Genomic DNA, 12,974 nt, shown 5'->3' with positions numbered 1-12,974 from the left:
GCTTTGGCCTTTTCTTCTTCCGTTACTTCTTCGCTTCCTTCTCTCTTTTGCTTCGCTAATGCCGCTGCTTTTGCTTTTGCCACGGCGGCTGCCTTCACTTTCGCTTTGGCCTTTTCTTCTTCCGTTACTTCTTCGCTTCCTTCTCTCTTTTGCTTCGCTAATGCCGCTGCTTTTGCTTTCGCGGCCGCGGCTGCGCGCCGTTTTGCGTCTTCCAAAGTCATTTCACTATCTTTTGGTAGCGCTTTCTCTTTTTCTCGATTTTCTTCCTCAAGTTTACTTATATCCGCATCATGTTTCGCAACAAGACGCTTTCTTGCCTCTTCTTTCGCACGCCTAGCCGCTTCTTTTTTCAAATCCTCTAAGTCTTTGTTTGGATCACTCATTTATTCGTCACCTGCTTTCCCGTCTTTGCCTCGTAACGAATTTTTTCTTTCAATTTATTAATTCCATAAATTAAGGCAGCAGGATTTGGTGGGCAGCCAGGAATATACACGTCAACTGGTACGATTTGATCTACACCTTTCACAACAGCGTATGAATTTACATACGGACCACCTGCTGTCGCACAAGATCCCATTGCAATAACCCATTTTGGTTCAGGCATTTGATCATATAAACGCCGAACAATAGGAGCCATCTTCTTCGTTACCGTTCCCGACACAATCATAACGTCCGATTGCCTTGGTGAAGTCCGAAAAAATGACCCAAATCGGTCTAAATCATAATGTGATGAACCTACTCCCATCATTTCAATTGCACAGCATGCTAGTCCGAATGTCATCGGCCATAAAGAATTGCTCCGTGCCCATCCTTTCAATTGCTCCAATGTAGAAAAAAAGATATTTCGTTCTAATTCAGCACGTTCATTTGGATGTAATTCCTCAAAATTTATAACCATTGTAACACCTTCTTTTTCCAAGCATACGCTAATCCAACTAGCAACATTACAACAAAGATGAGCATTTCAATCAGTGCAAATAAACCGAGCTTGTCATATGCAACAGCCCATGGATATAAAAATAAAGTTTCTACATCAAAGATGACAAACAATAAAGCAAAAATATAATAACGAGCATGAAACCGAATATTCGCATCATGAAAAGGCTCAATCCCACTCTCATACGTCGTCGCTTTCGCTGCACTTGGTTTGTTTGGACGCAGCATCCTTCCTAATGTAAGAGCCACTACCGGCAGCAATATACCTAATAGCAAGAAAATCAAAACGATCATATAACTATTTTCATATACACTTGCCATTGTGAAACCCTCCCCCCTGAATTAAGAACAAGTTCACTTAGTAAACAATATGTCCTAGTTGCAGTAATTATTATTTTTAAATTTTTCTAAATAATGCAACTATTTTAATCATTATAACAAACTTCAAATTCCTATGTCGATATGTTGGGGACAGAAACGAGAATTATTAAAATCTATTTTTATAACTCGCTATACCTGTGCAAAATAAGTATAGAAATTATATATATTTTTCAAGAAATAATAAAAAAGAAAAAGAGGAATTTATATGTATATACCGTGGGTGAGATAAATGAAGAAACAAACACATGTAAGTATTCTTATAAGCATTATATTGTTATCTGTAGCGATTCATTACGTAGCAATGCCTTTTCTATATGAATACTCATTTCCTTTTCAAATTTTAATTGGAATGAGTACCTTATTCATTGATATTATCGCTTGTAGTTATATACTTTATTTTTCAAATAAAAAAGAAGGATTACCTCATTTATTTTGGACCATTTTATCTGTTGGAACTCTCTCTTATTTCATTGGTGATATCGTCGTTGCCTATCAACGTTTAATTTTAAAGGACTACTATACATTCGTTGATGCGTCCGATTTTTTTTATCTACTTTTTTTAATTAGCTTTGCATTTGCCTTTCTATATGAAATCATCTATAACCGCGATTTATTAGAAAAGCTTTTTATGATATGTGATATTTGTATTATTGTTACAGCACAATTCACTTTAAGTTACTACTTACTTATTGAACGCACCATTCACGTTTCTTCAACATCCTATATCGACATATTTGTTCAACTTACCTATCCAATGGCCGATTTGCTCTTTTTTCTCATAGGAATCAATTTGTTATTCAAGCCATTATCCTTATTATCAAAAAAAGTTGGTGCGCTTCTTGGCAGTGCTTTAATTTTATATGCTACTACAGATGCTATTTATGCTTATATCAAATACTTCACACCCGAGTATTCCATGTTTACAGTTACTCCTCTCTATCAAGTAACTTTAGTACTAGTAGCAATCGCCTGTATTCTGCATACAAAAGAACCTGAAAGACAAGAGCAAGTACTATTAACACCTAAACTTGGGGAATCGATCAGATTGTCATTACCTTATATTTCTGTAGTCATGCTTATTGTTTTTATATTAGTTGAATACGTTTTTGCACCTATTGTAGTAATCGGGCTTATGATAACTTTCTCCTTCGTTCTTATACGCCATAGTTTAGTTCGAAAACAAAATAAAATATTATTACTAGCTCAAATGCAATTCAACTCCGAACTCGAAAAGCAAATTGAATTACGTACAGAAGATTTAGTGGAACAAAAAAATGAACTATACCATAACCAACAAATGTTTAAATCTTTATACGAGCACCATCCAGATCCAATCTTCACATTAGATTTGTACGGTAATTTTCTCAATGTGAACAATGCTGGTACTACTTTACTCGGCTATCAAACGAATGAATTATTAAATCAACCTTACTATTCACTTATGTATGAAGAAGATTTGGAAGAAATCATTAATGCCTTTCATCGCGTAAAAAAGGGGAAATCTATTTCTTTAGAAATACGGGCATATCATAAAAATAGAGATATCTACTACTTGCACGTTACAGCCGTTCCTATCTTTTTAAAAAATCATATTTCTGGGGTTTATTTAATGATTAAAGATATTACGGAAAGCAAACAACAACAAGAACAAATTAATTTTCTAGCATACCATGATACTTTAACAGAGCTTGCAAATCGCCGTGCATTTCATCAATATGTAGAACAAGCAATTGCTCGATCCGAAATATCAAAAAGGCCTTTTGCTGTTATGTTTCTTGACCTAGACCGCTTTAAGGTTATTAATGACACCCTCGGTCATAGGGTTGGAGACCTTCTATTAATTGCAGTAGCAAAAAGGCTTGAAAGAATAGCAACACCAAATATGAAGCTCGCCCGATTAGCCGGGGATGAATTCACAATCCTTATTGAGAATTATAAAAAAAGACCCGATGTAAAAAAAATAGCTGATGCAATTGTAGCAGACATGAACGAACCATTCGAAATTGAAAATCAACATTTAAAAATCTCACCAAGCATCGGGATTGCAATATATCCTGAAGCAGGTGAAGATCCATTATCAATCTTGCAGCATGCCGATATGGCCATGTACGAAGCAAAAAACAAAGGGAAAAACGGTAGCTCTCTGTACACGAAAGAATTGTATAAAAAAATGGAACGAAAAGCTCGAATTGAAAAAGATTTACCACTCGCTTTAGTAAATGAGGAATTTTATCTCGTCTATCAACCGCAAATTGATATTACGACGAAAAAAATTATTGGAGCTGAAGCATTAATACGCTGGAAACACCCGCTCCTAGGTGACATTCCGCCATGTGAGTTCATTCCAATTGTAGAGGAGACTCCACAAGTTATTCCACTCGGTCATTGGGTATTAAAAGAATCTTGTCGCCAATTAAAAATATGGCATACTTTTGGCTACCAAAATTTAAAAATAAGTGTGAACTTATCAGCAAAGGAGTTCCAACAAGATCATTTAATCAAACATATTTCACAAATACTAACAGACCTTAACGTCGATCCCAAATATGTAACACTTGAGTTAACAGAACGAATTGCGATGATCGATGAAAAAGAAACATTATCAAGACTAAAACAATTAAAAGAATATGGTATTCAAACATCCATTGATGACTTCGGTACCGGATATTCTTCTCTCGCTTATTTATCAATTTTCCCTATCGATACATTAAAAGTACCGAGAGAATTTACACAACTCGCCGATCATCGACCTGAGGAAAGAGCCATCGTTTCTACTATCCTTTCCCTTGCAAATACTTTAAATCTTTCTGTCGTTGCTGAAGGAATTGAAACAGAAAAACAACTTAAATTTCTACAAAAAAACAACTGTAAATATATGCAAGGCTACTATTTCAGTAAACCACTTACGAGTCATCAATTTATAAAATTCCTACAAAAAACACCCAGTATGAACCAATAGCTCATACTGGGTGTTTTTATAGTGTCGGAATTTTTTTCTCGTAATATTCCTCTGCAATTTCTTCATAAAAAGCTGCTGACGTCGTATAAAAATATGGAATTAGCCATAGGAATCCAATTCCTAACGTAATACAACTTAATATAAACCAACCGATAAAACTTAAACATAAAATGAAATACTCCATCTTATGTCCATCCATCATACGACGGCTTTCTGTAATAGCTTGATTTATAGAATACTCAGGGTGATCGTTTATAATAAAGTACGTCATCGCATAAGAAAATGATTTAATAATGCCTGGAATAATAAATAGTAAAAACCATGAGAAAATATAAATGTTCACTACTATATATAATAAAAATGACTTGATAAACTTACTTCCTTCTGTAAACCATCTGAATATATGTCCAATACGCGCTTCCTTTTCACGAATGATATGCAGTGCTAAATAATAACCACCTAGCGTTAATGGGCCTACCATCAATATTGAAATAACATCTACTGAAAGCGAGCTATTTACTTCTTTCCAATCCCAAACCTGAGAGAAAATGAAATTAATACTAAAACTAAAAGCTGAAATAAGAATAGAAATCAGTAATGTTGCACCGACAGCTAATCCCCATTTCCCTTCTAATGAATCTAGCGCTTCTCCTTTTAAATCACTAATCATAATCGTCCTCCTATACATAATAACCCTATTAGTATAGCATGTTCCTACTCCAATTCATCTTTTGAAAGATGGCGATAAAAATGCGCTGTCGTTGTACTCATATACGGGCTAAGCCAAAGAAAACCTATTCCAAGTGTAAGAATCGCTAACATTGCCCAACCTATAAAACTCAGCCACAACAGAAACAAATCCAATTTGTGCCCCTTCATAAGATGCTTACTTTCTTTCATTGCCTGTGACACACTATACTCTGGATTTTCAACCATAACATAGTACGTCAGCGCATAAGAAAAGTACATCACAATCATACCAACGATTGAAATAGCTAATAGTACAAAGAAAGCGATAGTAAACGACGTATTTCCTTCTTCACCAAAAAATGCGAATACGGCTACTAGCAACATTGGAATCCATGTGCCTGTATATAACAAAATCGCAAGCATTGCCCACATCGTTTTCATCATTCTTTTAAAGCCACGAAATCCTTCGAATAAGTGATCTACTTTAGCACTTTCTCGTTTACTAATCTGTAAAAATACATTTGTATAACCGTATGATGTAATTCCATACGATGCGTTACTTAAAATTATCATAATGCAATAAAAAATTCCAAATGTAATACCTGCTCCAATTGATATTGTTTGCTCTTCAAGTGAACCTGTGAAACCAACAAATAGTAAAAATATAATAACTCCTGGAATTAAAAGTATAAGCATTGCAGCCATCGAAACAACGTAACTTAAAATAAAATATAAAATTGTTGATCCAACACCTAGTCCCCAATTTCCCTTTAAAGAGTGCAACGCTTCTCGTTTCATTTCACCAATCATTTATTCAGCTCCTTTATAAAGTGAAACTTTAATCAGTGGGGGTTTTGTTCATCCCCCACTGATTATTAGTTGAACCAATCGGACGTTAACGGACAGTTGATCTCCCACCTAACTTCTTTGCTCCAACTGAATTTTGAGGTGGGAGTTTTACTGTCCGTTAACGCGGGATAAATCGTTGTACATTCTCTACTTATACAAGCATCAATATAATTATACCATTTTTGTAAAATTATCCATAAACTACACAAAAAAATCCGTAAAGGCAAAGCCTTTACGGATTTTTTATTTCATATCAGAAACGTTTAAACGGTTCACGGCACGTTGTAATGCCATTTCTGCACGTCTAAAGTCAACATGTGCTTGTTTATCTTGCATACGTTGCTCAGCGCGACGCTTCGATTCATTTGCACGATGGATATCGATATGGTTTGCTTCTTCAGCAGATGATGATAATACAGTTACTTTATCTGGACGAACTTCGATAAAGCCACCGCTTACTGCTACATAATCAGTGTGTCCACCATGTTTCAGACGAACTGCACTAATTTTTAACGGTGCAACAGTTGGAATGTGACCTGGTAAGATCCCCATTTCCCCACTCTCTGCTTTTACACTTACCATTTCTACTTCTTTTTCGTAAACCGGTCCATCAGGAGTTACAATACTGACTGGAAATGTCTTCATAATTCGTCCCTCCTAAGGCCTTACGCCATCATTTTCTTCGCGTTTTCAATAACTTCTTCAATGCCACCAACAAGGCGGAATGCATCTTCTGGAAGGTCATCATATTTTCCTTCTAGAATTTCTTTAAATCCGCTAACTGTATTTTTTACAGGTACGTAAGAACCTTTTTGACCTGTAAACTGCTCAGCTACGTGGAAGTTTTGAGATAAGAAGAATTGAATACGACGAGCACGATGTACAACTAACTTATCTTCTTCAGATAACTCATCCATACCTAAGATAGCGATGATATCTTGAAGCTCTTTATAACGCTGTAAAGTTTGCTGTACTTGACGAGCTACTTCATAATGCTCTTCTCCTACGATTTCTGGAGAAAGTGCACGAGATGTAGATGCTAATGGATCTACGGCTGGGTAAATACCCATTTGTGTTAAACGACGCTCTAAGTTTGTTGTTGCATCTAAGTGAGCGAACGTTGTAGCTGGTGCTGGATCCGTATAGTCATCGGCTGGTACATATACCGCTTGGATAGACGTGATAGATCCTTTATTTGTAGATGTAATACGCTCTTGTAATTGACCCATTTCTGTTGCAAGTGTCGGTTGGTAACCTACCGCAGATGGCATACGACCAAGAAGGGCAGATACTTCAGAACCTGCTTGCGTGAAACGGAAGATATTATCGATGAACAGAAGTACGTCTTGTCCTTGCTCATCACGGAAATGTTCAGCCATTGTTAAACCTGTTAATGCAACACGTTGACGTGCTCCAGGTGGCTCATTCATTTGTCCGAATACCATCGCAGTTTTCTTAATTACGCCAGAATCGCTCATTTCGTGGTATAAATCGTTACCCTCACGAGTACGCTCACCTACACCAGCGAATACAGAGATACCACCGTGTTCTTGTGCGATGTTATTAATTAATTCCTGAATTAATACAGTTTTACCTACACCGGCACCACCGAATAGACCGATCTTACCACCCTTAATGTAAGGAGCAAGTAAGTCTACTACTTTAATACCAGTTTCAAGAATTTCTACTTTAGTAGATAGTTCTTCGAATGCAGGTGCTTGACGGTGAATTGGATCACGACGTACGTCGGCAGGAACCTCACCATCTAAGTCAATTGCATCACCTAATACGTTAAATACGCGACCAAGTGTTGCATCACCAACTGGTACAGAGATTGCTTTACCAGTATCTTCTACTTCTGTACCACGAACAAGTCCGTCTGTGGAAGACATTGCAACTGTACGAACTGTATCATCACCTAAATGAAGTGCAACTTCAAATGTTAAGTTAATGCTTGTTCCGTTTTCGTTGCTTTGTTTTACCGTAAGGGCGTTGTAGATTTCTGGTAGCTTTCCGCCATCAAACTTAACGTCTACAACCGGACCCATGATTTGCGTAACGCGCCCTTTATTCATCGGGTTCCCTCCTAGCTTTCTTTTAATTAGCCAACTTTCTACGAGCAGTTAGCTTTTCATTTTTTATTGGTTTATAGCCTACGCGGCTCTTTGGAAAGAGCCACCTACGCTTTTTATTGAATCTAGTTCCAGCGGCTAGAACAGTCGGTCATTTCGCGCCTTCCTACGAGGCAAAAAGCGCCTCTTTGTCAGGAGCTCCAATGCCCTCCTGTTCTGGATGAGCCGCTTCCACTTTTTATACTACTCTAACGCTGCTGCTCCACCAACGATTTCCGTAATTTCTTGCGTAATCGCTGCCTGACGCGCACGGTTGAATGAAAGTGTAAGTGAATCGATAACTTCCATTGCATTGTCTGTAGCACTCTTCATTGCTGTCATACGCGCTGCGTGTTCACTTGCTTTACCATCTAGTAATGCACCGTACACTAAGCTTTCTGCGTATTGTGGCAATAGTACTTTTAAAATTTCTTCTTCAGAAGGTTCGAATTCATAAGCTGTCGTCGGTTTATCAGACGCCACATCAGTAAGCGGTAAAATTTTATTTTCCGTTACTTCTTGTGAAATTTTACTTACGTAATGGTTGTAGTAAATATACAGCTCATCATAAGCACCATCTGCGAACATCGCAATTGCTCGAGAAGCAAGGTCTTTAATATCAGTAAATGATGGGTGGTCAGATAGTCCAACTACTTCATCAATGATGTTAAAGCCACGACGTTTTAAATAATCACGTCCTAGTCGGCCAAGCACAATAATTGAATATTGGTTTGAGTCCATATTATGACGTTCACGAATTACGTTACTCACTGTACGTAATACGTTACTGTTATAACCACCTGCTAGTCCGCGATCAGATGTAATAACGATGTATCCTGTACGCTTTACAGGACGCGCATTTAGCATCGGATGATTAATTCCTTTACTTCCTTGCGCAATGCTCGCTACTACTTCTTGAATCTTTTCCATATACGGAACGAAAGATTTAGCATTTTGCTCTGCACGGTTTAACTTAGATGCAGATACCATCTCCATCGCTTTCGTAATTTGACTCGTTTTCTTTGTCGAGTTAATCTTCGCTTTTATATCGCGTAAAGATGCCACAGGTTTTCACCACCTTTTTTCCGGAAGTTGGCACGATTAGTAAGAATTCTCTTCCTAATCTACGTTGCAAGATATTCTTGCTCATGATTGAAGGAAAAGAATAGGTGCACCTACTCTTTTCCTTTACATAACCGTCAGCAATCTCAAAGTCTGAGATGCTTTATATATATATTATTATCTAGCTCCAGCGGCTTGAATGTTCGGTGGCTTCACTTCTTCCTACGAGGCAAAGACCGCCTCTTCGTCAGAAGCTCCATCCCCCTCACATTCAGGACGAGCCGCTTCCGCTTTTATTATTCAGAAGCTACGAATACTTTTTTAAATCCATTAATAGCTGCTGCAAATTTGTCGTCATCCGCAAGTTTCTTAGTTGTGCGGATTTCTTCTAATAAGTCAGTCGCATTAGAATCTAACCAAGCATGTAATTCTTCTTCGAAACGAGTGATATCTGCTACTGGGATATCATCTAGGAATCCACGTGTTAAAGCGTAAAGAATGATAACTTGTTTCTCTACACGTAACGGTTTGTGTAATCCTTGTTTTAATACCTCAACAGTACGAGCACCACGGTTTAGTTTCGCTTGAGTTGCTTTATCAAGGTCAGAACCGAACTGAGCGAACGCTTCTAACTCACGGTAAGACGCAAGGTCAAGACGAAGTGTACCTGATACTTTACTCATTGCTTTAATCTGAGCAGATCCACCTACACGAGATACAGAAGTACCCGCATCGATTGCTGGACGTACGCCAGAGAAGAATAGGTCAGATTGTAAGAAGATTTGTCCATCCGTAATAGAAATTACGTTTGTTGGGATGTAAGCTGATACGTCCCCTGCTTGTGTTTCGATGAAAGGTAGTGCAGTTAAAGAACCGCCGCCTCTTGCATCACTTAATTTTGCTGCACGCTCTAATAAGCGAGAATGTAAGTAGAATACATCCCCTGGATATGCTTCACGACCTGGAGGACGACGTAATAGTAATGAAAGCTCACGGTAAGCCGCTGCTTGTTTTGATAAGTCATCATATACTACTAATACGTGTTTACCATTGTACATGAACTCTTCACCCATTGTTACACCAGCGTAAGCAGCTAAGTATAATAATGGAGCTGGTTGAGAAGCAGATGCAGTTACAACGATTGTGTAATCTAATGCACCGTGCTTACGTAGTGTTTCTACTACGTTACGTACAGTTGATTCTTTTTGTCCGATAGCTACATAGATACAAATCATATCTTCATCTTTTTGGTTAATGATTGTATCAAGTGCAACTGCTGTTTTACCTGTTTGACGGTCACCGATGATTAACTCACGTTGACCACGGCCAATTGGTACAAGAGCATCGATCGCTTTAATACCTGTTTGAAGTGGCTCATGAACAGATTTACGATCCATTACACCTGGTGCTGGACTTTCGATTGGACGAGTGTTTGTTGTATTGATTGGGCCTAAACCATCAACTGGTTGACCTAATGGGTTTACAACACGACCGATTAGTTCTTTTCCTACTGGTACTTGCATGATGCGACCAGTACGGCGAACTTCGTCACCTTCACGGATTTCTGTGTAAGGTCCTAAAATGATAATACCTACGTTATTTTCCTCTAAGTTTTGTGCTAGTCCCATAACGCCGTTAGAGAACTCTACAAGTTCACCAGCCATAACGTTATCAAGGCCATGAGCACGCGCAATACCGTCACCAACTTGGATAACTGTACCAACATCACTAACTTCGATTTCAGACTGATAGTTCTCGATTTGTTGCTTTATCAGTGCGCTAATTTCTTCAGCTCTGATGCTCATGTGCTTCACCCCTATCTATTCTTCATTAATTCACGCTGAATACGTGCTAATTTTCCTTGTAAACTTCCATCATAAATGCGATTTCCAATACGTACTTTAATGCCGCCTAGTAAATCTTCATCTACAACATTTTTTACACGAATTGCATCTTTTCCTGTTCTCTTTGCAAATGCTTCTGCAATGTTAAGCTTCTCTTCTTCTGATAGAAGACGAGTAGAATATACAGTTGCATCCGCTACGTTACGTTCTTCATTAGCAAGAACAACATATTCATCTGCAATTTCAGGTAAGATATCAATGCGTTTGTTATCAATTAAAATATATAACGTATTTAAAATAGATTCAGAAACAGACCCGAATACGTTTGCAAGAAACGTTTTCTTTTGTTCCTTTGAAATGTTCGGTTGCGTTAAAAAGCTATGTAGTTCTCCGTTCTTTACATAAACGTTTTGTACAAGGCGTAATTCCTCTTCAAACATTTCTAATACGTGTTTTTCTTTTGCAATTTTAAAAAGAGCGACAGCATAACGTTTTGCTACAATCCCATTGCTCATCGCGCTTCTCCTACTTCTTTAATATAATCGCGAATTAACTTAACTTGATCTTCTTCTTTTAACTCTTTTTCAATTACTTTAGAAGCAATTTGAACAGATAAAGAAGCCACTTGTTCTTGTAAAGCAGCAATCGCTTGCTCTTTTTCGCGTTGAATTTCTTGTACAGCAGATGCTTTAATTGATTCTGCTTCTTCTTTCGCAGCAGCAACAATAACATCTTTTTGATCTACAGCTTGTTTTTTCGCTCTTTCGATTAACTCTTGTGCTTCAACACGCGATTGTTTTAACATTTCACGTTGTTCTTCTACTAATTTCTTCGCTTCAGCGTTACTTCTTTCTGCAGCGTCGATTTCATTAGTAACATGCTCTTCACGTTCTTTCATAATTCCCATTAAAGGACCCCACGCAAATTTGCGTAGCATTACTAATAGAAGTAAGAAAATGAACAATGTATAAGCAATCGTTCCAAATGGAATGGCAGCCCCTAATAATAAAGTTGGCACAAGGATTCACTCCCTTCAAAATATCTAAATTGATCATATGAAAAAAAAAGACATACGTTTCATCCATAAAGCAATGGCGAAGAAAGTTCGGAAAACACTCTTCGCCATCTATGTAAGGGGAGTCTCCCTTATTTGTTCATTACGATGAATGCAATAACTACACCGATGATTGGAAGTGCCTCAACTAAAGCAACCCCGATGAACATAATTGTTTGAAGTGCGCCTTTTAATTCTGGTTGACGAGCAACACCTTCGATTGTACGTGATACGATAAGACCGTTACCAATACCTGCACCTAATGCTGATAAACCAATTGCAATTGCAGCTGCGATTACACCTAAACTCATTTAATTTGTCCTCCTTTGTATTATAAAAAAATAAATTTTTTCTTACTTAAATTATATTAATGGTCATGGCTTACTTTATGAGCCATATAAACCATCGTTAACATAACGAAAATAAATGACTGGATTGATCCAACGAATACACTGAATCCCATCCATGCTAACATTGGTACAAGCGCACCTAATGCTCCAAGGAATGATGCCCCGCCTAACTTAGCAAGTAACCCTAATAAGATCTCACCTGCATAAATGTTACCGAATAAACGAAGACCTAACGTTAATGTGTTAGCAAACTCCTCAATAACCTTTAATGGGAATAAGAATTTCATCGGTTGGAAATAACCTTTAACGTATTCTTTCGTACCCTTCATCTTAATTCCATAATAATGGGTGAGGGTAACTACCATCACGGCTAATGTTAATGTAACTGCTGGATCAGACGTTGGTGATCTCCACCATGCAATATGTTCGCCAGCCTCAACTGTTGAATACATGAATGGTAAACCAAGGAAGTTCGATACGATGATAAACATGATAAGCGTAACGCCAAGCGTTAAGAAACGTCCACCTGTTTTCCAGTCCATCGTACTATTGATAATCCCTTTCACGAAGTCAAACACCCATTCCATGAAATTTTGCATTCCTGTTGGGCGAAGAGCTAAGCTGCGAGTTCCGATAACAGCGATTAAGAAAACAATAACTGCTGCTACAGTAACCATCATAACTGATGACAAATCGAACGTTAAACCTAGAAATTCAACTAATCTACCGTGTTCCACT

The 12,974-nt window shown here is 37.7% G+C and carries 13 protein-coding genes and 1 pseudogene; 1 reads left to right on the top strand and 13 read right to left on the bottom strand.

The features are described from left to right. From PDL00_RS33200 to nuoA, 3 genes and pseudogenes are all read right to left on the bottom strand, one after another. Positions 1 to 383 (bottom strand): annotated as a pseudogene (locus PDL00_RS33200) (NADH-quinone oxidoreductase subunit C); the annotation flags it as partial. Beyond that, positions 380 to 898, bottom strand: a complete 519-nt coding sequence (gene nuoB / locus PDL00_RS33195) for an NADH-quinone oxidoreductase subunit NuoB (RefSeq protein ID WP_000236331.1) — start codon at positions 896 to 898, stop codon at positions 380 to 382. The gene nuoB and the pseudogene PDL00_RS33200, both read right to left, overlap by 4 nt. Then, positions 889 to 1,257 (bottom strand): NADH-quinone oxidoreductase subunit NuoA, encoded by a 369-nt coding sequence (gene nuoA, locus PDL00_RS33190; protein WP_000179273.1) that lies wholly within the window; start codon positions 1,255 to 1,257, stop codon positions 889 to 891. Before nuoA ends, nuoB begins: the two co-directional genes overlap by 10 nt. Before the next feature lie 289 nt (positions 1,258 to 1,546). On the opposite strand from nuoA, the gene PDL00_RS33185 reads away from it, so the two are divergent. Next, positions 1,547 to 4,276: a putative bifunctional diguanylate cyclase/phosphodiesterase gene (locus PDL00_RS33185; protein ID WP_270733710.1), complete on the top strand. Its 2,730-nt coding sequence runs from the start codon at positions 1,547 to 1,549 to the stop codon at positions 4,274 to 4,276. 16 nt (positions 4,277 to 4,292) lie between these two features. Here PDL00_RS33185 and PDL00_RS33180 read toward each other — a convergent pair whose 3' ends face one another. The 10 genes from PDL00_RS33180 to atpB all read right to left on the bottom strand — a co-directional run bounded on the left by PDL00_RS33180 (position 4,293) and on the right by atpB (position 12,973). Further along, positions 4,293 to 4,946, bottom strand: a complete 654-nt coding sequence (locus PDL00_RS33180; RefSeq protein ID WP_270733708.1) for a DUF975 family protein — start codon at positions 4,944 to 4,946, stop codon at positions 4,293 to 4,295. 44 nt (positions 4,947 to 4,990) lie between these two features. Next, positions 4,991 to 5,776 carry a DUF975 family protein gene (locus PDL00_RS33175; RefSeq protein WP_242257360.1) on the bottom strand — a complete coding sequence of 262 codons (786 nt, stop codon included), beginning with the start codon at positions 5,774 to 5,776 and terminating at the stop codon, positions 4,991 to 4,993. Between the two features lie 282 nt (positions 5,777 to 6,058). Next, entirely contained in the window at positions 6,059 to 6,460 is a 402-nt protein-coding gene (atpC, locus tag PDL00_RS33170) for a F0F1 ATP synthase subunit epsilon (protein ID WP_000847207.1), read from the bottom strand. A gap of 20 nt (positions 6,461 to 6,480) precedes the next feature. Further along, on the bottom strand, positions 6,481 to 7,890 hold the full coding sequence (gene atpD, locus PDL00_RS33165) for a F0F1 ATP synthase subunit beta (protein ID WP_001032603.1): 1,410 nt from the start codon (positions 7,888 to 7,890) through the stop codon (positions 6,481 to 6,483). Between the two features lie 240 nt (positions 7,891 to 8,130). After that, positions 8,131 to 8,991: a F0F1 ATP synthase subunit gamma gene (gene atpG / locus PDL00_RS33160; protein ID WP_000157696.1), complete on the bottom strand. Its 861-nt coding sequence runs from the start codon at positions 8,989 to 8,991 to the stop codon at positions 8,131 to 8,133. A 293-nt stretch (positions 8,992 to 9,284) separates the two neighbouring features. Next, entirely contained in the window at positions 9,285 to 10,793 is a 1,509-nt protein-coding gene (gene atpA / locus PDL00_RS33155; RefSeq protein WP_097817071.1) for a F0F1 ATP synthase subunit alpha, read from the bottom strand. An 11-nt stretch (positions 10,794 to 10,804) separates the two neighbouring features. Continuing rightward, a complete protein-coding gene (gene atpH, locus PDL00_RS33150) occupies positions 10,805 to 11,347 on the bottom strand; it encodes a F0F1 ATP synthase subunit delta (RefSeq protein WP_000064683.1) in 543 nt (180 codons plus the stop codon). Beyond that, on the bottom strand, positions 11,344 to 11,850 hold the full coding sequence (atpF, locus tag PDL00_RS33145) for a F0F1 ATP synthase subunit B (RefSeq protein WP_001142618.1): 507 nt from the start codon (positions 11,848 to 11,850) through the stop codon (positions 11,344 to 11,346). The genes atpH and atpF overlap by 4 nt, the downstream gene beginning before the upstream one ends. A gap of 128 nt (positions 11,851 to 11,978) precedes the next feature. Next, on the bottom strand, positions 11,979 to 12,197 hold the full coding sequence (atpE, locus tag PDL00_RS33140) for a F0F1 ATP synthase subunit C (protein ID WP_000052064.1): 219 nt from the start codon (positions 12,195 to 12,197) through the stop codon (positions 11,979 to 11,981). A 56-nt stretch (positions 12,198 to 12,253) separates the two neighbouring features. After that, a complete protein-coding gene (gene atpB, locus PDL00_RS33135) occupies positions 12,254 to 12,973 on the bottom strand; it encodes a F0F1 ATP synthase subunit A (protein WP_016085476.1) in 720 nt (239 codons plus the stop codon). Between the last annotated feature and the right edge of the window lies 1 nt (position 12,974).

The sequence above is a fragment of the Bacillus cereus group sp. TH152-1LC genome (assembly GCF_027710505.1).
Classification (GTDB): domain Bacteria; phylum Bacillota; class Bacilli; order Bacillales; family Bacillaceae_G; genus Bacillus_A; species Bacillus_A mobilis.
This window is presented reverse-complemented; position numbering and strand designations above follow the sequence as displayed.